Annotated in this window: 10 protein-coding genes; 7 read left to right on the top strand and 3 right to left on the bottom strand. The window is 41.6% G+C overall.

Annotation, left to right across the window (positions count from 1 at the left end; translation table 11 throughout):
* The first annotated feature begins 4 nt into the window (after positions 1–4).
* The 7 genes from AABK40_RS17870 (at position 5) to AABK40_RS17840 (ending at position 15,948) form a co-directional block, all read left to right on the top strand.
* Positions 5–1,378, top strand: coding sequence for a glycosyl hydrolase family 28 protein (locus tag AABK40_RS17870; protein ID WP_338398839.1), 1,374 nt, complete (start codon positions 5–7; stop codon positions 1,376–1,378).
* On the top strand, positions 1,362–2,672 hold the full coding sequence (locus tag AABK40_RS17865) for a glycosyl hydrolase family 28 protein (RefSeq protein WP_338398838.1): 1,311 nt from the start codon (positions 1,362–1,364) through the stop codon (positions 2,670–2,672). The genes AABK40_RS17870 and AABK40_RS17865 overlap by 17 nt, the downstream gene beginning before the upstream one ends.
* Before the next feature lie 261 nt (positions 2,673–2,933).
* Positions 2,934–7,832: a hybrid sensor histidine kinase/response regulator gene (locus tag AABK40_RS17860; RefSeq protein ID WP_338398837.1), complete on the top strand. Its 4,899-nt coding sequence runs from the start codon at positions 2,934–2,936 to the stop codon at positions 7,830–7,832.
* A gap of 451 nt (positions 7,833–8,283) precedes the next feature.
* On the top strand, positions 8,284–9,738 hold the full coding sequence (locus AABK40_RS17855) for a glycoside hydrolase family 28 protein (protein WP_338398836.1): 1,455 nt from the start codon (positions 8,284–8,286) through the stop codon (positions 9,736–9,738).
* 26 nt (positions 9,739–9,764) lie between these two features.
* A complete protein-coding gene (locus AABK40_RS17850; RefSeq protein ID WP_338398835.1) occupies positions 9,765–11,135 on the top strand; it encodes an MFS transporter in 1,371 nt (456 codons plus the stop codon).
* A gap of 203 nt (positions 11,136–11,338) precedes the next feature.
* Entirely contained in the window at positions 11,339–13,573 is a 2,235-nt protein-coding gene (bglX, locus tag AABK40_RS17845; protein ID WP_338398834.1) for a beta-glucosidase BglX, read from the top strand.
* Positions 13,570–15,948 (top strand): hypothetical protein, encoded by a 2,379-nt coding sequence (locus AABK40_RS17840; protein ID WP_338398833.1) that lies wholly within the window; start codon positions 13,570–13,572, stop codon positions 15,946–15,948. The genes bglX and AABK40_RS17840 overlap by 4 nt, the downstream gene beginning before the upstream one ends.
* A gap of 505 nt (positions 15,949–16,453) precedes the next feature.
* Here AABK40_RS17840 and AABK40_RS17835 read toward each other — a convergent pair.
* The 3 genes from AABK40_RS17835 to AABK40_RS17825 form a co-directional block, all read right to left on the bottom strand.
* The gene (locus AABK40_RS17835) at positions 16,454–19,267 is read right to left on the bottom strand and encodes a M14-type cytosolic carboxypeptidase (RefSeq protein ID WP_338398832.1); all 2,814 of its coding nucleotides are present in this window, start codon (positions 19,265–19,267) and stop codon (positions 16,454–16,456) included.
* Positions 19,268–19,365: 98 nt separating this feature from the next.
* A complete protein-coding gene (locus AABK40_RS17830) occupies positions 19,366–21,411 on the bottom strand; it encodes a beta-galactosidase (RefSeq protein WP_338398858.1) in 2,046 nt (681 codons plus the stop codon).
* A 298-nt stretch (positions 21,412–21,709) separates the two neighbouring features.
* Positions 21,710–23,527 (bottom strand): glycoside hydrolase family 36 protein, encoded by a 1,818-nt coding sequence (locus AABK40_RS17825; RefSeq protein WP_338398831.1) that lies wholly within the window; start codon positions 23,525–23,527, stop codon positions 21,710–21,712.
* Between the last annotated feature and the right edge of the window lie 2 nt (positions 23,528–23,529).

Raw genomic sequence — 23,529 nt, 5'->3', positions numbered from 1 at the left:
ACTTATGAAATATACATTCATTATCATGCTGGTATTGGTGGGAATGGTTTCAACCTCCCTCGCTAATGATTTGCAGTTATATCATTATCCCAAGAATACGCCTGAGCATAAAGGCTATCAGGTCAAGGTGGACCATCAGGCATGTTTTGTCTATCAGACGCCTGTAGCCGGAATCGTTTCTTTTGCTACCACGCAGGGAGAATTGGTAACCGTAGTTCCTGATTTTGAATTCAAAGCCGTGAAAATAAGGCCGTCAAATCTGAATATCAAAACAAAACGAAGTGGTAACAGCATCTCTTTTATCATGCCTGTTGATAAAAAGATAAGTTTGGAATTTGACGATAGAATTTATGATCCGCTATTCATTTTCTCTCAGAGACCTGCAAAAAAAAATCAGTCTGCAGATATTATCTATAAAGCGGGCGTTCATTATAAAATTGGGATGAAACGCGTGAAGTCTAACCAGAAAATTTGGATTCAGGGTGGAGCGGTTGTTGAAGGGAGTTTCATCATGGAAGGGGTCGAGAATGTTCACCTCTTTGGACACGGAGTAGTCGATAACCGAAATTTAGACCGTCAGCAAGGCTATTACGGCTTTGGTTGGTTTGGCGCTAAAAATTCAATCTTTGAAAACATTACCCTGATCGGGAACCCACGATGGAGTACCTCCTATTTTGGTTGCAAAAACATCACCGCCAACGATGTGCGAATTATCGGTTGGAGAAGATCCGACGATGGTATTGATATTGTTGGTTCGGAGGACATCACCATCAAGAATGCTTTTGTACGCACCAAAGATGATTGTATCGCCATCAAGTCCTCGACCTTCTGGTACAAAAAGCCTGCGCCAGAAAATATTAATTTTACCACCCCGACGGACATTGGCTGTAAACGCACCAAAAACATTGTGATTGACGGCGGCGTGTTCTGGAATGCCGACTGGGGCAATGCGATTGAAATCGGATTTGAAACCCGTGCAGATGTCATGGAGGACATTACGATTAAGAATGCCAATATCATTCGCGTAGAGGGCAATGGCGGTGTTTTCAGTATTCATAATGGCGACCGCGCGGTGGTTCAGAATGTCGTTTACAAAAATATTCACATCGAAGAGGCATACGGCTATTTATGCCATTTTCAGATTCTGCATTCGCATTATTCAAAAGACGCTGTGCGTGGTAGCGGTAAAGGGATTTACTTAGAAAATATTCAGGTGAAACAAACATTACCTTTGAATTCATTGATTACGGGCCTGAATAAAAACCACACTTATGATGGCGTGCATTTTGATAACCTGCAGATCAATGGCAGAAAGGTGATGAACTTAAAAGATGGTGGGATTTATACTGAATTTGCAGACAATGTTACATTTAAATAAAAAACTTGGGGTAGCAACACTGCTACTTTTCCTATGCCTGGGTTGCAAAATTAAGCCTAACCTATCTTTATACAGTGATCACCCAGAAATTCTGACAGACTATTACCAGGTTAGTAGTAATGGTATGCAGCTACCGGTATTCTATGGCCGGCCAGGAGGATTAATTCTTGGCCAAATAGAAGATCAAAACACCGAATTTATCATTGATTACCAAGCTGAAATTCATTCCTTTGAAACCATTCCTGAAGGGTCTGTGAGTCAAATCGATATCGATGGACAACAGGCAAGCTTTCAAGTGGACAGACCTGTAAATTTCTTCATTAGAATTAACGGTAACTATGTCTATCCTTTAATGGTCTCGGTCTCCAAGCCTGAAAAGGTCCAGCCGACCACAAATATGATCACCTTTGAAGCAGGTATTCATGATGCAGGTGTCATTACACTAAAAGACAATCAAACCTTATTCCTTAAAAAAGGAGCTTATGTCAATGGAACGATTTTGGTTGATGGAGTTGAAAATGTAAAGATCTGCGGTGAGGGCATATTGACAGGAAAAAGCTATAAAGAAGGTAGCCACCCGGCAGGAATCTTTCTGAACCATTGTCAGAATATAGAAATCACAGGGATCAGTATAATCGATGCTCCAGCGTGCGCAGTTGTCATTAATAGTGCAGAGAAGGTGTATTTGAATAACCTGAAAATTCTCGGTAACCGTGAACAACGCATGGGCGATGATGCGTTCAATATTTTCAATGCACAGCACATTACGATCAATAATGTGATGGCCAATACCCGTAATAATTCAGTGGCTTTAATGAATAATAGTGGTCAGGCCAATGAAGATATCACGGTAAAAAATGCGACCTTTTGGAAAGGGGATTATGGAAATGTCATAGAAATTGGATATAAGGCTGAAAATATGTTTTTGAAAAATTGCACCTTCAAACATATAACAATTGCCCATATTGATGCCGGTTCAATAATTAATATTACTGGTAAAAATAATATTATTGAGGATCTTTCTTATGTTGATTTTCAAACCTTCGATTGCCGATTTATGCTGTATAATGTAAAGCTGGATTCGCTAAGCAAGGTGAAAAATGTCCATTTTGAACAATTAAACTATTCAGGGCTGGTTCCTGCTTATTCGGATTTTATATTTGGAACCGCTGAAAATGCGAAAGCTTTCTGGTTTAACCATCTTCAATACAAAGGCCTAAAAGTAAAAAATATGTCTGATTTAAATGTTAAATCGACGGACTATATACCTAAAATCAATGCATTATTACCTTAAATCTTTGCTTCTCAAAATGAGAACAAAAGGATTATAGACATGGAAACAACTTCTTATCTTTTCCAATTGTACTTTTCCAATCAAGAACCCCTCTGAAGCAAAATCAAGGGCCATTCAATTTTTTGAACGGACAGAAAGTTACTTCGTGGTCTATAAAATGATTTTTCCTATTTAATTAATAATTGATATTCTTATTAGAGTTTTGTAAATTATACTACTTTTTAAAATTTCGATCTTCTTACTTTCTCCTAATTTTTTGATATGACGAAGCGATACCTATTGATTCTTTTAGCGCTCTTTCATACACTGTTAGTGTTGGCCAACAGCAATCAGTTTACCACCCTAAGCCGTAAAGACGGGCTCTCCCACTCTGTGATCAATAGTATCATCCAGGACAACACAGGATTCATGTGGTTTGGTACTCAGGATGGACTCATTCGTTATGACGGATACAAAATGAAGGTTTTTCGCCCTGACCCAAAAGATCCACATTCTATTTATGATTCATGGCTGACATCCACCTTCGTGGATTCCAAGAACCGTGTTTGGGTAAGGTTTGAAAGTGGGGGAATAAGTGTGTACGACCCGATTACGGAGAATTTTCATACGCTCATCCATAACGAAAACGACCCCTCAAGTATAAGTAATGATTTGAGTCCTAATTTGGATATTTCTGGTTTCAAAAATAGTATCGCTGAAGATTCCGACGGTTATATTTGGGTGGCAACGGTCAATGGTTTGAATAGAATTAATCCAGAAACTTTTGAAACAAAGCATTTTTTTGAGGGTAATGAGCAGGAACATGGCCTGAACTCCAGCTATGTTACCACGCTTTATTTTGATTCATCCACCAACCTGTTGTGGGTAGGCACCAATAACGGAGTTACGGCATTGAACACAAAAAATTTGAGGACTCATCAATACCAGAATGAAGGGATGAAAAATCGCTATGTCCGCGTGATCGAGAAAGACGAGTTCAATACCTTTTGGTTTGGAACCCGCTCGAACGGACTGTTGAGGTGTCAGTTTAACAGCGATGGAAAATTAGTCAGTAGCATGAGTATCCTCAATCGTATTGACCTTCCAGAAAACATCAGAGCACAAAATGTTTACGATATCAAAGTAGCCAAAACGGGTGAAATCTGGTTGGCCATGACACAAGGTTTGTTCCGTTTGAGTCAAACAGGGCAAATCATTGATATTTATTTAAATGACCAAAAAAATCCCTCTATTTCCTGCCTCGCCGAAGACAAAAATGGTGACATTTGGGCAGGTGGCGCCTCTACGAATAATGGTTTGATAAAATACAATTATTCAAATAGCGAGTTCAGGGAATTTTCTCAAAAAGACATCAAAACCAATGGCTATTCAAATAACATCATATATGATTTATTTGTCGATAAAACGGGGGTCTTGTGGGTAGGTACAGGCAAAGGCGGGGTTATCAAGCACAATACCCAGTCTAAACCTTTTTCCTCTTTTAATGGGGCAAGTTTCAACGCCAAGCGGAAGTCTGATGAGGAGGTGTACTCTATCCTTAATCATCAGGGCAGTACTTTTATAGGGACTAAAACCTCCCTTTTTGAATTCAATGAAAAAGATCAGCTAATCCGAAAATTCCCTAAGCAAAACAACAATAGTCCTTCGACGATTTCCTCAAATGTGGTGGGCTCTTTGACTCCTTCCAAAGACGGAAAATATATATGGATTGGCTATTTTGAAGGGAAGATTTCAAAATACAATTTAGCCACCCATCGTTTTATACATTATGCCAAACACGACCCTTCAGATCCTCATCTTTTCCCGGGCTGGTCGCTGCGGGCAATTTTGGTGGCAGATGATGGTACGGTCTATTTTGGCCCCATGAGTGGTGGACTACATTATCAGCTACCTAACAGTGATATTTTCGAGAATATTTCCCAAAAGATCATTGGTGAGCATGAAAAAATTGGCGCTGTGCTTTCCTTGATGCAGGATGAAACTGGAAAAATATGGATTGGTACAACAAGCCAGGGAGTATTTATTCTTGACCCTGCTACGGGTAAACTGAATCGCTTGAAAAAAGAAAGCAATGGACTGAGCCATAATGAAGTACGTACGATCACCGAGGCAAAAGACGGCACTATTTGGATAGGCACCCGTTATGGCCTTAATGCTTACTATCCTGAGCAGGAAAAAATCGACCATTTTTTTACCAAAAACGGCTTGCCATCAAATATCATTCATGGTATCCTTGAAGATGACAGAGGTAATATTTGGATGAGTACAAATAATGGCATCAGTCGTTTAAATCCGGAAGCGGCAACATTCACAAGTTTTACAGAAGAGGACGGTTTGCTCTCCAATGAATACAATGAATGTGCATTCTTCAAAGACGAAAAGGGTGTGATCTATTTCGGTGGGCCAAATGGGTTTACCAAATTTGACCCCGCTAATATTCAGATTGATAATTCTCAGCCCAATGTATACCTGTCAAAATTAAAGATTACCCCATCTAAAAGTGCCAATTCCGATGGGCAGAATGAGTATGCATTACAGGATTATGACATCAATGAGATCAAGCAATTGCAACTCCCCCACTCCTTTAATAATTTCGATATTTCATTTTCGACGCTGGACTTTCGGGTGCCCAAAAAAATTAAATATCGTTACCGCCTAAAAGGGTACGATGCGCAGTGGAATTTCACCAATTTCAATGAAACTTCTATCAATTATTCCATGGTTTCACCAGGAGTTTATGAACTTGAAATCCAAGCTACAAATCCTGACGGGAGATGGTCATCCAATATCAAGAAATTAGAAATTTCCATTATGCCTCCATGGTGGGAGACCGCTTGGTTTAAGTCATTGATAATTATGGCTATGGGTATTGTATTCCTGACAATGCTGCTTTGGTATATTAATGACTTGAAAAAACGTAAAAAAGAATTGATCCAGACGGTTGAGGAAAAAACAAGGGAACTGATTATCGTAAATCAAAACCTGCAAAGCCAAAAGGCAATGATTCTTGATCAAAATACGGAATTGCAGCAACAGCAAAGTCTGTTAAAGAAGCACCAAAAAAATATTGAGGCACTGGGCCAGATGGGGCAGAAAATCACTTCTAACGTGGAGTTGTCCTCGGTTTTCAATCAAATATTTGATTCGGTCAAGCAATTGATGATTGTCGATGAATTGATGATTGGGCAAACCTACGAAAATCATCTCAACCTCTGGGGGGTTTGTTCTAACAGCGATCAAATTTCCCGTGATCAGTTACAGCTTGATAAACAGGACCGATTATCTGCTTATGTGATCAAAACGGGTAAGATTATTCTGAGTAATGATTTGCCAAAAAGTGCACATCAGTTACTAAAATCACCCAACGCAAAATATACGAATACTGGACCTCAGGCGGGCATTTACATACCATTATATGAAACCAACAGCACAAAGGTAAAAGGGGTTTTGGTGGCCATTAGCTACCGTAAAAATGCCTATGATGAAACACATCAAGCCATTTTGAGTTCTCTTGCTTCATACATTTCCATCGCCATGGATAATGCAAATGCCTATGAGAAAATCCGTTTGCAGACGGAACAATTAATGCAGGTTGATCAAATAAAAAGTGACTTTTATACCAATGTATCCCATGAATTCAGAACACCATTGACCCTTATTCAGGGACCGATCAGTGAACTTAAACAGATTAATAAAAAAAATGGAGATGAAAAAGAGTTGCTTAATATCGTTTCCCGAAATGCGCAGCTTTTACTGGATTTGGTGGAACAAATCATGGAGCTCTCCAGAATTGATGGTGGGGCTATTCGACTGAAGATTCAGCGGCACGCCCTGTTTACACATTATAAAAGCATCCGCACCTCTTTTGAGCATTTGGCAATTCAGAAATCCATTACCTTGCATAGTTCTGAAAATATTGGGATGGTGATGGCTGACTATGACTATGACCTCATTAACAAGATCACCTATAATCTGCTCAATAATGCCATAAAATATACGCCACAAGGCGGGACGGTGGCATTCGACATGGGGGTTGAGGACCAGCAACTTAAAATAACAATCTCCGATAATGGGGAAGGTATTTCTGCCGAACAGCTCCCGTATATTTTTGATAGGTTTTACCGAATGGATACGCATGAGGAAATGGCTGTTGGTACAGGAATAGGCTTATCGTTGGTAAAGCAGCTTGTTGATTTGGCAAATGGCCAGATCAGTGTGGACAGTGTTACCAAGGTAGATAATCCCGACCATCATGGAACAACTTTCAATATTAGTATACCATTGATCAATATTCAAGAGGAGGAACAGGAAAAGCAAGAAGCACTGGCCGCAACCGATCAGGTAGTAACCAAGTCGATTGAAAAAACCGAAAAACTTGAAAAATTACTTAAAACAAAGATTTTGGTTGTGGAAGATAATGAGGACCTACGAACTTTTATTGTCAGTAGGCTCAAGCATCATTACCAAGTATTAAGTGCTGAAAATGGCCAACAGGCACTGGAAATTGCTTTACAGGAACAGCCGCATATTATTCTTTCAGATATTATGATGCCAGTGATGAATGGAATAATGATGTGTGAAAAACTGAAGCAGAATATCAGCACCAGCCACATCCCCATAATATTAATTACGGCCAAAGATGCGGAGCACGATCGTCTTGAAGGGCTGAAAGCTGGGGCTTCAGATTACATCACCAAACCATTCAAGTTTGAAGAACTGCATTGGAAGGTGGAAAATATTTTACGCCAGCGGCTTGATTTAATCGAACAGTTTAAATCCGATATATGGACTGGAATACAGGAGGTTGGTGATACAATTAGCCCTCAGGATCAGGAGTTTTTGGAACAGATTAAAAGTATCATTGAAGAGGAAATTGAAAACCCATACCTGGATATTGGATTTTTCTGCTCCAACCTTGGGGTGAGTCGCACATGGCTTTACAATAAAATGAAAGCTTTACTTGATATGTCTATGAATGAATTCATTCGAAGTTGTAGACTAAAACATGGCGCTAAGCTATTGGTAACAGAGAAAATATCTGTTTCTCAGGCAGCTTATGCGGTCGGTTTCAATGACCCTAAATATTTCACGCGCTGCTTTAAAAAAGAATTTGGGATTGGTCCTAAAGCCTATGCTAACCAACAGGAAGTAAAAGTCTGATACTAAATATATTTCTGCAATTTATAGCCCGCTATTCAAGTAAACACACTTGGCTTCGGGCTATTTGTATATCATCATTTATTCACTGAGCCGTACTTATGGATAAGATAGTAAATTCCTCCATTGGAAAATTGAATAGTCATTTAGTTCGCTGAGCGTAAATTTAAAAAGTCCGACAGCAAAAGATATAAGGCTCCTTCAATATTTGTTATCCATGGTGAGCATCCCCTTGGCCGTCGATATTTATGGCCATCTGTTAGTTACAGGCGGAAGACTCGAGAAAGGTTACGGTCACTTTAGGCGGAATAATCATCCCTTAAAGTTCAAAAATATTCAATGAAGTTTAAAAGGGTTGTCGCGTATTTTTAGAACAATTAAGAAAGATCATCCCCATGATTATGGGCAAAATATGGGATCTTGAGCTCAATATTTTTTAGCAAAAACTTTAATTATGAAATATCTTTTTTATCTGTTGATGGGAATTTTCCTGCCATTGAATGTGATGGCGCAGGCATTGAATGTTACTGACTTTGGTGCCGTAGGCGATGGTAAAACCGACAACACCGAAGCCGTTCAAAAGGCGATCGATGAAGCGAGCCGAAAAAACACCACCCTTGTTTTCCCGACAGGAACATTCATGACGGGCATGATTCACCTGAAAAGCAATGTAACCATAGAACTGCAATCAGGTAGTGTGTGGCAAGCAGTTCCTGATCTAAAATTGTTCCCTGAAATCCCTTCGAATGCGGATTTGAGCCAATCAGGTGGTTACACCATGTCACGTCGTGCGTTTATTTTTGGTGACAATTTGGAGAATGTTACTCTGACTGGCGACGGTACCATCTACCCTTCTGGCGATCACCATGAAGCCTTTCCGATGCATGAAAAAAATGGAAGCAAGCGCCCTTATGGTATTTATTTCAGAAATTGTCAGAACATCACCGTTCGCGATTTGACACTGACCAATTCCGCTTTCTGGATGCTGAGAACTTACCTTTGTGATAACGTTCGCATCCATAACATTGAGCTGTTCAACCATGCCAACACCAACAATGATGGGATGGACATTGTGGATTGTCATCGCGTGCACATCTCTGATTGTACCGTGGACTCTGCTGATGATGGTATCTGCCTGAAAACCGAAGCACCAAAAGGAACAGAAGATGTGGTGATCACCAACTGTATCGTTTCTTCCACTGCTTCTTACATCAAATTGGGAACAGGCTCATTCGGAACTTTCAAGCGCATTACGGTTTCAAACTGTGTTTTACGTCCTACCCGCGCGACTAAGATCGTTCACGGTTTGGGCTACCGCAATGGTATTACGGGCTTGTCTTTGATGTCTGTTGATGGTTGCGATATCGAAAATATCAGCTTCAACAATATCGTGATGGATGGCATGATGACACCGATTTTTATTCGTTTGTCGGATCGTCATAAAGTAACGCATACCGAATACAATGATCACCCGATTACGGCTGGAACGATCAAAAATATCTCTTACTCCAACATCACCGCCACCAATATTGGTAGCGTTCCTGTAAACATCACGGGCTACCCTGAAAACTATGTAGAAGGGGTTAGCATGCACAACTGTAAATTTGAATACAACACGGCGGGAACAGTAAAGGATTTGACGATTGAGGTGCCCGAGAATTCAAAAAATTATCCATACCCTAAAATGTATGGTACCGATTTACCTGCGTCAGGTATTTATTTCCGACATGTAAAGAACATCATTTTTGATCAGGTACAAATCGCTCCTGCTGAGGGTGATCCTCGCCCTGCGATTCACTTTGACGATGTAATTAATTACCGAGGAGAGAATGTTTTGGTTGATTATCAAGACATTAAAAAGAAGCAATTTGTGATCAAGAATTCAGGTAAGCTGAAAGCGGGTATATAATTTTTTCATCTATAAAGTTTATTGTAATGAAGCTTTCATTCAAAGAAAAATTCGGGTATAGCCTCGGAGAGTTGGCGAGTAGTGGTTTGTGGCAAACCCTTATGTTTTTCCTTCCTGCTTTTTATACTGATGTATATTTGTTACCCGCCTCAGCGACAGCCACCTTATTCCTGATTGTTAGGGTATTTGACGCGATGAACGACCCAATTATGGGTACGGTATCGGATCGAACCAACACCCGATGGGGAAAATTCAGACCCTTCCTGTTGTTGGGAGCCCTGCCGTTGGTTTTCACGGCGGTGATGATGTTTACCGTGCCCGATTTGAGCCCGAAAGGAAAACTGATTTATGCCTATGCGACTTACTTCTCCTTCTTGATCTTCTATACGATGGTAACGGTGCCTTTCAATGCTTTGATCGGCGTGATGTCGCCTGATCCTGAGCAACGCACTGCTTTGTCGTCTTTTAAATTTGTTTTTGCCTATGGTGCAAGTTTGCTCGTGCAGGGAGGTTTGATCCCGTTGGTAGAAAAATTGGGTGAAGGAGATCAGGCCAAAGGTTATCCGTTGGCGATCGCTGGATTGGGAGTTTTGTGTTTGGCGGGATTGCTTTTTGCCTTCCTGACAACCAAAGAACGCGTTCAGCCTGTGAAGCAAAGCGCGAACAGTGTGAAGGAGGATTTCAAGGATTTGAGTTCGAACCGACCATGGTTGGTCTTGTTCTTTAGTTCGATCACCCTGTTGATTTATATCGGTATCCGAAGCTCGGCGGTGATGTATTATTTTCAATATTTCGTTGGGCGTAAGGACCTTGCACCGCTCTTTATGGTGGTCGGGACTATCGCCGTATTGGCGGGTGTGGTGCCAACCAATTGGATGGCGAAAAAGATCGGCAAGGCCAAGCTGTTTATGATTTGCTTGGGAGTGATTTCCGCTTCTTTGATCTTTAATTATTTCCTTGGCCCCGATCAAATCGTTTTGATCTTCGCCGCACAGATTGTTTTCTCTTTGGCATCTGGACCTACCATGCCATTGTTATGGTCGATGCTGGCTGATTCATCGGATTATTCTGAGTGGAAAAATGGCCGTCGCGCAACAGGACTCGCTTACTCTGCCGCAACTTTCGCTCAAAAAACGGGCGTTGCTATTGGTGCCTCTGGTACTTTGGCATTGTTGAGCTGGTATGGTTATCAGCCGAATGTGGAACAGGGAGCCGATGCACTCATAGGCATAAAAAATGCCATGACGATCTATCCTGCCCTCATTGCTTTTGCCTCAATTGGCTGTTTTATGTTCTATAATTTGAGTGATCAGAAATTAGAGCAAATCAAACAAGAATTGCAATCGATCAAAGACAATGACAAATCGGAAGAGAAGTCATTGGTGAGTGCTGAATAGAAGTATTTTATAGAGGCTGTTGCTTAATTGTCCATCCCAACTATATTCCTAATAATTGAATAATCCCTTTTGAGAAAAGGATAACCCCTACCAACCGTATTTCATCTACCTTTGTGGTAAAGATGGTGTGCCTTGAAGGTGAAATTATTTAGGGATTGTGGGGAGGAAAGCAACAGCCTTTTTTATTTTTTAGATATTTAACGATGAGAACAAAGGTTACTACATTATTTTTTGGTGTTTATGCCATTTTTATACTCTTGGTTGGTATGACTGCTTGTGGTGAATCACAGGTTAAAACAGATCCTATTGACAAAAAAGTCGAAGAGATCTTGAACGGGATGACCCTTCGTCAAAAGGTCGGGCAGTTGAATCAACTCAAACACGCCAAACTCATTGCCAATAACCATAAAGAAACCGATGTCAATATTGACTCTGCCGTGATCAATGGTGATGTCGGTACATTTCTGAATGTCTGGTGGATGAAAGACAAAAGGCATTACCAAAAATTGGCGATGGAACACACTGGTATTCCCTTGATTTTTGCCCTTGATATTATTCATGGTTTCAGAACGACCTTCCCTGTACCTTTGGGTGAGGCGGCCTCATGGAACTTGCCCCTGATCGAGCGATCTGCAAGAATCATGGCGATCGAAGGAACCTCTTCGGGCAATATGTGGACCTTCGCTCCGATGGTCGATATTTCTTTTGATGCCCGTTGGGGCCGAATGATGGAAGGTGCTGGAGAAGATCCTTATTTGGGAAGTCAAATTGCTGCGGCACGAGTACATGGTTTTCAGGGCGACGACCTGAGCGCCAACAACACTATGCTTGCCTGTGCCAAGCACTTTGCCGCTTATGGACAAGTTGAGGCGGGTCGCGATTACAATCAGACGACGGTTTCGGAAAGATTCCTGCGCGAATATGTTTTGCCGCCATTTCATGCGGCTGAAAAAGCAGGTTGTCGTACGTTCATGAATGCTTTTAATGATTATGATGGCGTGCCTTGTAGTGGTAATAAATTCCTGATCCGTGATATTTTGAAAGGAGAATGGGGATTTAAAGGTGCCGTGGTTTCGGATTATAATTCTTTTGAAGAAATGGTCGATTGGCGTTATGCCAAAGACCGAAAAGAAGCAGCCCTGAAAGCGATTGAAGCAGGTTCGGACATCGATATGATGGGCTTGGTGTATATGGATCATTTGCAGGATTTGGTGGAAGAAGGGAAAGTGGATGTGGCTTTGATTGATGATGCAGTACGCCGAGTGTTGAAGCTCAAATTTGAGTTGGGGCTTTTTGATGATCCTTTCAAATATTTCACTGAAGGCCTTCAAGAAAAAGAATGGAGACGGCCTGAGTATGTGGAGCATGCCCGTAAAATTGCCCGCGAGAGCATGGTATTGCTTAAAAATGACGAGCAACTTTTGCCTTTATCCAAAACCAAATACAAGAAAATTGCCGTCATTGGACCAATCGATGCCAAGCCTGAAACCCACATGGGGACATGGTCGGCAGCAGGCCCGAAAGAAGAAGTGGTTCGTTTTACCGAAGGGATCAAAAACAAAGTGGGAAAGGCTGCGACCGTAACTTTTGAGGCAGGTTGTGCCGATGAACATACCGCAGATTCGAAAGCACTTGCTCGGGCAATCCGATTGGCCAAATCTTCGGATTTTGTGATTCTTACGCTGGGTGAAGGACAGTGGTTCTCGGGTGAAAATACCTCTTTGGTGGATATTTCCTTACCAAAACCACAGGTAGAATTAGCAAAAAAAATTAAGGCACTGAACAAACCAACCGTAGTGGTGATGGCCGATGGTCGCCCGATCTGCATGCCGTGGATTAAGGACAATATGCCGACGATTTTAGAGTCATGGCTGGCAGGATGTGAAGCTGGAAATGCTTTGGCCGATGTGTTATTTGGCGATTATAATCCTTCGGGAAAATTACCTGTAACCTTCCCTGCACACACCGGACAGGTGCCGATTTCCTATCTTAAAAAAGCGACCGGAAGACCGACCGAAAATGGAACGAGATATTTGGACGCTTCCAATGATCCGGCCTACCCTTTTGGTTTTGGATTGAGTTACACCCACTTCAAATACAGTAATCTGAAGATTTCTACCGATAGTCTCAAATTAGGACAATCCCTTCAAGTGAGTGTTGATCTTGAAAATACAGGTCAGTACGACGGCAAGGAAGTGGTTCAGCTATATATCAGTGATTTGTACGGAAGCACCAGCCGACCACTAAAAGAATTGAAGCATTTTGAATTGATCGAACTCAAAAAAGGTGAGCGCAAAACGGTGCACTTTACCATTACCGAAGAAGATCTAAAAATGTGGAATGAGCAAATGGAATTTGTGGCAGAACCTGGCGAATTTCAGGTACAGGTGGGTACCAATTCCGATGAAGTAATAACGAAAAATTTTATACTCTCATGAGAAAGACCTATTTAAATATTGGGCTTTCGTTGCTGCTCCTCTCTGCGGGTGGTTGCGCGATGAGCCCTCAGCAACAAACAAAGGACGTTGCGGCTGTACATCAAGAAAAGAAAGTTGATCAGTTGATTTTGATGCACAGCCCAATGGGGGTTCGTGCGGAATATAATATCAGCCAATCGACGATCGAGTTGTGGATCAACCCGAAGGCGGGCGAAGACAACAGCTATAAAATGCGAAACTTCTCTAATCGGGATGATCATACCAAGATTTTTGATAAAATCAGCTTCCCTGCCCTATCGGCTGCCGATTATGTTTCGACCGACTACGACCCATGGCATACGGTAGTGCATTATAAAAATCAGGATGTGCATATTGCCACCTTGGAAGATAGCCCAGTATTTTATATCTGGACATCGAAGGCGGGCATGATTGATTTCAAAACCGATAAACAGGATACGCCAATCAAGCGAGCTGAAAGAAGCTTCGTCAGCGCACACCCTGACCGTGGGTTGAACTTTGAATTTGCTGCCGTATTGAAGGGGGGAGATTTTCAGCATCAGCTCCAAATCGACCAAGGGCGAAGCACTTATTGCCGTGCCGAAATGGTACCTAACCAGCCGATTTTCATCGGAGGCGCGCTCAAAGGCGAACATATTGAACGCAAATTGCAACAATTGGCCGCCAAGGGTCAGCAAAAGCTAATGGCGGACAATGATAAGGAAGTTATTAAAGAAACCGCTTTCGGTAAATTGGTCTTGAATGATCATGATTCGCTCCAAAATTTGATTGATTTCAATAAGCGAATTTTCCTTTCGGCTCAAGACAAATCTGGAGCGATGCAGGCGGCTTTACAGAAGATCTATTATTTGATCTGGGTACGTGATGGCGGTTTGGCTTGTTCATGGATGGCGTACAGTGGATGGGCAAATCCATTGGACAAATGGACGGATTTCCAGATGGCGAACCCGACCAATATTGAGGAGAATGGACGCACGGGCCGATTCTTTGGGCAAATGGCCAATGGTAAAATCACCAAATGGCAAGAGGACGGCTTGTTCTATGCGGTATGGTCTGCTTTTACGTACTGGACACAAACCAACGATACCAAATACATCAGTAAGGACAATTTGAAACTGATGATGGAGGCTTGCGATTGGTTGGAGGATTATTGTTATGATCAAAAAGAAGGCTTATTCTACCGTCAATATTTCTGCGAAACGCCATTGTATAACAGCCGTGATTTCGGTTGGGACAATGCGGTAGGAAAACCGGTTTTGGGTTGGGATGCTCCTCCATACAAAGGCAAAAAGATTGAGCGCAGCTATGATATTTATATCAACCTGTTCAATTACAGCGTCTATCGTATGTTGCATGAGGTGTGTGAGGTACAAGGTGTCAAGAATAATTATGCCGAGAAAGCAGAAGCCTTGGTAGAAAAAATGAAGCCTTTGTTCCCTGAAGGAAAAATGCCTTACTATGGGAAAGCAGTCGCTACGGACGGCACAGTCTTGATGGCTGATGGCTATGGTTTGGACGAAACGGATTATATCTGGGCATTGACCTGTCCACCGTTCTTCCCGAAAGAATTTGATATTGACCGTTATCAAAAAACACTTTTCGATGACCTTTTGGTGAAGAAAGATGAGTATTTCTTGGCAGGATATTTCTCTATTTTGGCGACCTTGGAAATGGACGACATCAATCAGGATGATTTGAGAAAAGCCATTGATTATGCGGCCAAAGAATGTTATATCCCTTGGAAAAACATGCCGATGGCTGGTGCGATGGTGGAGATGAGTGGCTTCTACCCTGCGGGATCAAACCACCAAATCCGTCCACAGATTTTCAGTATGGGCGCTTGGTTCGGAGCGATGACCAATATTGCAGTGAAGCGTTTACCTCACGGTTTGGCATTGCAGGCAGGTAAATTGGTGAAAGAAATCAATGACTACCAATACCGTGGTAAATTGGTGGATTTCAAATTTGAAGGCGAGGGTACCTTGGACTACTTTACCGTTAATGGTAAAAAGGTTACGGCTTCCAATCAAATTCCTGATGCGTGGTTGAATAAAGACAAGAATGAAGTGGTTGGCTTCCGTTCGACCCAAAAAACGGCTGCGCCTAAGTTGTTGAGCTCAACAATCGAGTTACTGGATTTGCAAGAAGCCAAAGGTGAATTGAGCTTTACTTTCATCTCCATTGCTGAAGCGCAAATCGTCTTATCGAATTCCACTGCCGAAGCGATCGATAAATTGACGGATGCCAATGGCACAGCGATCCGTTTCCATACCAATGTTAATCCCCAAGGAAATACCGTGATCAGCTTTGACCATAAAGGAGAATTGAACCTTAAGGTGAAACAAGCTGGGGTTTAAGGAAATCTTTTAGCTATCGCGGGAGTCCTCTCTCATGATGTCTTTAGTTTAAGTGGATAATATTGGAATTTTTTGACCATGATTTACTTGATTGGAAGGATTAACATGATTATTAGATCTGTGACGGATCGTAATTCTGTAAAGGCATAATTCATTATGTCTCACGTAACAATTTGAATAAATCTTGGGGAAAATTACGGAAGGTCAGCATTGTGAGAGGAGCTGTTGCATAAACTCGGTTTGATGATGACGCACAAAATTTTATTTGGTCACTGTACGGGCTGACCTATGTGTCTGCCCTAATAACTAAAATACTGGATGGTTTGGATACACACGTAGGTGCATCCGTACAGCTAACAAAATAATCTTCTGCGTCAAATTAAGAGAATAGAGTTGTACGACAGCCCCCACTACAGGATAGCACGCTAAGACTTTACACATAATGAAAATTATAAAAAAAGGCAGCCCGAAAAGGCTGCCTTTTTTGCTATTGATCATTCCCGATTTACTTCATCATTTTTTCTACCTCAGCATAATAATCCCAAACCGCTCTAGCAACGCCTTCCCCATATTTCTGATAATCCTCAACCGTTAAATAAGGATTTTCACCTGCCAACTTAGATTGTGAAAGTTCAATTGTTCCTGATGGTGTCCCATATTTATAGTAATACGCACGCATACGCCCAGTACTCTTGACGCCAACATGTTTGATTTTCCAGTATTTACTCAAACATACGGCAAATTCTTTCAATGTATTTTCATTCGGGCAGAGAATCGTATGTTTCTGTACCTGTTGAGAATGGCTATGCACATCAAGCAACATATCAATATGGCCATGCGCATAGATGTCTTGACTGTATTTTTGCAAGGCCTGAACCTCTTTCAACTCATTGTCCATCACTTCCTGAGAGTGATCTTCACCCCAAGAAGCATTCATATCACGCATGCTCATATTATAGCGAGTCGTTCCGAAGAATACCCCGTCAGGGTTCATCATTGGGATCACTTTGAAGATGAACTTTTTACGGATTTGTGCCGCGCGAGCGTCATTCGAGATCAAGTATTTGATCAATCCTTCTGCCAAATATCCGCCACAATCCTCACCCGCATGCTGCATCGCATCGACCATGATCACCTTTTTACCTTTATCATCCACATTAGGATCGGTGATGGTAACCACTTGCAAATGACGTTTTTGTTTAGTTTTGGCGATATAATCAACCTTTACCAACGGATTGTTGAACAAAGAGAAAATCAATGCCTCCTTACGGCTGTAAGTGTATGGATGTGCATAGGCAATCCAAACATTGTCCTCCGTAAAGGTATGCGTGTATTTGAATTCGTGTGTTTCGCCGTTATATTTTACGTCTGTGATACGGTCCCAATGCTCATTGTCATAACTAAAAACGGGTTGCGTATAGTCGGTAAAGATCAAGTGCGGCATGCCACGATAGATTCCCTTCATCTCCTCCAAAACGGTGGTGATGGTTTTGCCTTTGACATTTTTCATCTGATAATAGAACCAGTAATATTGATTACCGATGCTATCTTCTTTCAACCAATGCTTGGTACGCCCCACGAAATGATTAGGAGATTTTTCATACATATAATCCAAACTTCCATGATCGAAATCTGCTGTAATAATCGTCTTGGTATCCGCCTTCACAGGGCTTTCATCCAACCATTTTTCTTGGTTCAATTCTTCCAACCATGCTGGTACTTTTCCAAGTCGGCGCTCCAATTGTGCTGCATATAAAGACTCAGGAGTAACCACTGTACCCGTTGATTCAAGTGCTTCACATTGCTCCGCCTTGAAGCTGATTGGGTTACCGTGCATCCCTGCTACGATCGGCATCACATAGAACTGATGCCTGGCATTGTAGAAATCATTTTTGTCCCAGAAAGGGTAAACCGAAGCATCGCTTCCTGTATAATGATGGTTCCAAAGCACCAATTTACCCAAATGCTGAGGGTTATAACCGCCCATTGGACCGTTCGTTCCCGCGCCTGCTTTTCTTTTGAAAGAAGATTTTACGTTGTCATACAAGTTGGCATATGGATAGGCGGCGTGAATATCCAAAGCCGTGTTGGCTTCATTCTCGCAATACCAAAATACATTACCGATCGCACTATGCGTAACGGTGAAGGCATCTTCATTCTCTTGGAAATCTTGTACTTTACCCACAAAGACATTGTTACTGTTCTGTAGGAAAATATTATGACGTCCTCGGTTATGACCGTTACCAAACATCTTCAAATCTACTACTGAACATGCGGCCAAATTGTACAAACGCATGCCCATATTATAATTACTGATGTAACAGTTTTTGATATAACTGTTCACACAAGCAGACATCATCAAAGGACTGAAACCTTTTTTCTTGATCAACAATTGGTGGTTACCAGGATAGTAGCCCTCCCAATTCCCTTTGATGTGAATACCTTCGATACCCACATTTTCAAGATGAGGAAAAGTACGAAGCTCCCAACCGTGTTTGGCAACCGCAGGAATATGTACTGGCGACTCGAAAGTAACCGTATTGCCATCAATCGCTTTGATCAAATGACGCTCGGACAACTCCATTTTGGCTTGATACCAATGGGTATTCGTTTTTTGTTCGTCCGCTTTGGTTGGAATATCATACGGCTGAGTGTAGAACAATTTCACCTGACGGTCATCGGTTGCAGGAAGCTGTAAAGTTACCCACTGTCCCACTTTCAAGTGGTTGGTGTTTGCCACCTGTACATCGAATGATCCACCCGTAATATCAGCACTGATTTTGGTGATAAAATCTGTTTTCAGCTTTAGGTTAGCATGTGAAAAGGCAGGATCATGATCGCTTACTTTCTCGAATCGGAACTTATAAATTCCCGAAGTGATTGCCTTCGCACCCGCACGTTTTTGGATTTCAATGGTCGTCTTTTCAGGCCCTTCACCTTTCAATACCACATTGGAGTGCTGAATCAGGATGTATTCATTTTGCTCTTGCAAATCGGTATTGACCAAATATTTTCCGGCAGGAAAATACACCACGCCCCCACCATTTTGCTCTGCCTTGGCAATGGCTTTTTTGATCGCCGCCTCATCCGATTTGTCATCATTGGCGATGGCACCGAAGTCGGTAACATCGAAAATATCAGTAGATGGTGCCGTAATTGCTTTTTCTCCAAATGCATATCCCGCATAAGAAAAATCAGGCAAAATAGCTTTCTCAGGCTGTTGGCTATGCTTGACAAAGTTGTCATATATTCTTGCTGTTTTGGGAGTACAAGCCCCCATAAGCAGCACAGAAAAAAATAGGGATATTGTTTTTATCATGATACAAAAGTCATATGTTCAAGTGGTTAAAATGAAAAATGCCCTTCAAATTGAAGGGCACATATTATCACAAAAACTGAACGGATCGACTTTGATTCTTACTTGCTTTCAACAATCGCTACACCCCAAGGGGCCAATTTCAGTTCGCTATTTTTCTTCACTTTTTTACCGCTCAACAACTCTTTACCCGCAGCAAATGGATATTGGATCGTTTTCTGCTCGGCGGAGTAGTTGAAAACATAATGGATGTTTTTGCCTGCTCTGTTCACTCCTTTTTTCACCGTGATTGGGAAAGTCAAGGACTGCGCATCGGACCACAAACCAGCAGATTTCACCGCCTGCTCAAGGATTTCTTCCGTCGCTTCAGGAGTTGTTTTACAAGCCACATACATCGCTTCTCCTTTACCATATTTGTTGGTCGTTACGGCCGCATATTTCCCCCAAACTGGGTGATTATAATTTGCCAATACCTTAGCCCCTTTCGCATTGACCATCTCCATCCAAGTATCTACATCGGTAGTTGCTTGATCAAATTTGATTTTGTCGGAAGTCAATTTAACCGATTTCGGCACGGTGAATTGGTTATACTGAATACCACAAGCCTCATTGATGATGCCCGGTTGCAAGCTATGGCGAACCTTCACATTTTCATCGCTAACTCCACTTCCGAAAGTATACACCACATGCCCACCTTGCTTTACATAAGCATTCAATCTTTCCAAAACAGCATCGGATGAAGCATAGAACGCAGGGACAACGATCATTTTGTATTTATTAAAATCTAAATAGGAAGGGTCGATCATATCCACCTCAACATTCAACTTATAAAGTGCATCATAATACAGGCGAAGGATGTCATTGTATTTGGTTTTAAATACCCAACTGAACTCATCGTATCCTGTTTGCGCTTCATTGCTCACCAAGAAAGCCACCTGATTGTCTTTTTTCAAACCAATCAAATCTTTGTTCAAACGCTTCAAATCTTTACCGATTGTTTGCGCCTCCATATAAGTAGGATTTGGCTCAAAATCGTGGCTCAACAAGCCTTTCCAATACGTTTCGGCAGAATTATGGATCGAGTGCCAATGCCAATAACCGACCATGCTTGCGCCTGATGCCAAATGGCTGAAGGCTTGCAATCTCAATTGACCAGGGTAAGGTAACCATTGAGGGAAACCTTGTGCTTCTGTTTCAATAACGAAATAGTTCTTGCCATTTTTAATGGAACGGGTCATGTCACCACCAAAAGCGATTTCCATTCCAGTCAAATCATCCTGCGTTGGGTGATAAATATCGACACCAGCAACATCCATTACTTTTGATGCTTCAAAGTGGTTTACACTTGGCTGCAGGCCGTAAGAATATCCCCTCCAATCGAAGTCAAAATTATGCGTAATGAATTGATCAGGCTTGGAGTATTCACGAACAATCTGTGCCTGCCAAGCCAAAAATTCCGTCACCAATCCACGTCTGAACTTCTCAAATTCGGCTCTTAAACTGGCGTTGATCGTTCCATTTACCGAAGGAAATTCTTCCCAGCTATTGATGCGGTTACTCCAGTAGTCCAAACCAAAAGCCTTGTTCATTTTGTTCAGATCAGGCCATTTTTTCTTCATGTACTCCACAAAAGCCTTCTGAACATTAGGCCCTGCGGTATTGTAATGCTTGGTTTCATTATCCAATTGGTAGCCAATGATCGCAGGATGATCTTTGATGTGCTCCATGATTTTACGGATCACGCGCTCGGCATGGAAACGGTAATGCTCATTGGTGATGTCCATCTGCTGGCGTGCTCCATACTGAAATTGCCCATTTTTGCTGATGGCCATGATATCTGGATATTTTTTGACCAACCATGGAGGGGTCGCATAGGTTGGCGTTCCAATGATCACCTTGATTCCGGCTTTATACATCGCATCCAAGACACGGTCAATATGCGAGAAATCGTAAACATTGTCCGCAGGCTCTACGGTACTCCAGGTAGATTCAGCAATACGGACAAAATTAATGCCCGCCGCTTTCATCATCTCGATGTCTTTATCCAAACGCTCAGTGGGCATATATTCATCATAATATGCGACTCCAAAGAGCAATTCATCTTGCTTGTCGTTTTGTGCTATCGCTTGATTTACAAACAATAACATCAATAAAAACACAACTCCTCTTTTCATTATCAAAAAATATATATACTAAAAATTTATTTATAACCTGATCATTAAATTAATTATTTGTGCCTGACGGTGCGGGGGTATAATCATACTTTGATATTTTACCACGAAATTAAATTTAGTCGCTGTACGGGCTGACCTATGTGTCTGCCCGAATCAATTAATTTTTTAGATGGTTTGGATACACACATAGGTGCATCCATACAGCTAACAAAGTAATATTTTGCGTTAAATTGAAAAATCCGATTTATACAATATCCCCCACAAAATAGGCTTAAACCCCTTGCTCAATATTGATCTCGATCACTCCTGAGAATGGAATTTCAAACCCGTGGAAGCCATTCACCTGCACCTCTTTTTGCTGTTCAATAAGCTTCCCTTTACAATCAAATACTTTATAATTTATCGTAGATGGACGGTTGAATTTCACAGCTATATTTCCTTGATGACTGCCATCAATTAAGGTAAGTTTTTTAACATCATTCTCCTTCAATTCTACCAAATTATTGGTATAAACAGCAGAAACCTGCTGCCCATCTTTAACGGCGGTAAGTTGGGTGAAATGTTCGGCAGGATCATCAGCAAAGAAATTTCCTCGCATCAGAACATCCTCATTTTGAGTATAAAAGTTTAACCAATAGTTAACTGCTTCCCTCTGTTCTTTATTCATATCTTTTACCTTTACACTTACCTGAGGGACAGCAAAAGCGGTATTGATAAACTGAAGGGCAAGGCTTTCGGCCGTATCATCATGGTGCCACAATATCATGTCCGCATGCACAGGTAATTTTGGGGCAAGCAATTTGATTTTTGCCGTATACACACGGTTTTCCACCTCCATATTGGCATTGTCAATCGCGCGGAACATATTGGCGTATTGTTGTGTCAGTACGTTGATGTAAGGCTGACGGAACTCAATCAACACCTCTGGATTGATCGCTCTTAATTTGGCATAAATCTCAGCGATCATCACCTCGGTGGCTTCATTGATCGATGCATAATCACGCCCATTGGCTTTGGTCATTTCCGTATCCGCATCTGGATACATCTGCGCCAAAAAGTCAAGTTTAAGACCATCCAAGCCGTAATCTTTCATCAAACGCGTAGCAGTATTGATGATGTAATTTCTAACTTCAGGATATCGAGGATCAATGATAAAGGTGTTTGATCCCTTTTTGAATCGGATATATTTGCCGTGGAATTTTTTGGCTACTTCAGAATCCTGCCCCAACATCGAAGTGGACATCCAGAGCATCACTTTCATGTCCAATTTCTGAATCGAATGGACCAAATGTTTCATTTTTGGCAGACGCAAAGGCTGATAATCTCCGATACCAGAAAAATTCAAACTGTCGTTCATCGTCATCCAACCATCATCAATAATGATCGTTTTCATGCCCATTTTTCTGGCTTTTTTACATTCAGTCAGCAATTCTTTTTCTTCAAGGAAATGGTGATAGCTGTACCATGTTGAATAGAGGGGTGCCCAAGCTCCTTTAGGAATGTATGCTGAAGGTGTATTTCCTTCTACCTTAACAACATCTAATGCTTCAGCAATTGCCTGTTCATATCTTTTTTCGGTTGCATTGAAATATATACTGAATGTAAACTCCTTTACTTTTTGGATAGGTGGCTTGTCCGTATTAATCTTCAGTTGATGTCTGAATACCGCTCCTTCCTCATCAAGATTGACCTTGATTACGGATGTTTCCAATTGCTCAGACAGCATATAAGTCAGACGGTTTTGTTGAGCCTTATTCAACATACTGATTAAAGGCATCGTGCTACCAAATCGGTTGTATTGGGTGATGTGATAATTTGATCCTCCGCTGAAAGGAGAGTCATTGAACACCGAATAGACATCCACCGAAGGAGTCTCGAAGCTGATTTTTACGGCCGGCAGCTGCTCTGGCTGAGCCGATTTCAGGTGCACACGCGCAATGACCAAATCACCTTTTTTCTCCCATCTAAGGGTCGATTTGAAATGTGGGTTCTCCACTTTCATCGACCAGTTTTTGATCAAGGAAATCGGCTGACTATATCCTAAACTGTAAGTGAGTAATAATAGAAGTAAAAGGTTTAATTTTTTCATAT

The organism is Persicobacter psychrovividus, from assembly GCF_036492425.1.
Classification (GTDB): domain Bacteria; phylum Bacteroidota; class Bacteroidia; order Cytophagales; family Cyclobacteriaceae; genus Persicobacter; species Persicobacter psychrovividus.
Note: the sequence above shows the minus strand (reverse complement) of the source record. Positions and strands in the feature narration are given on the sequence as shown.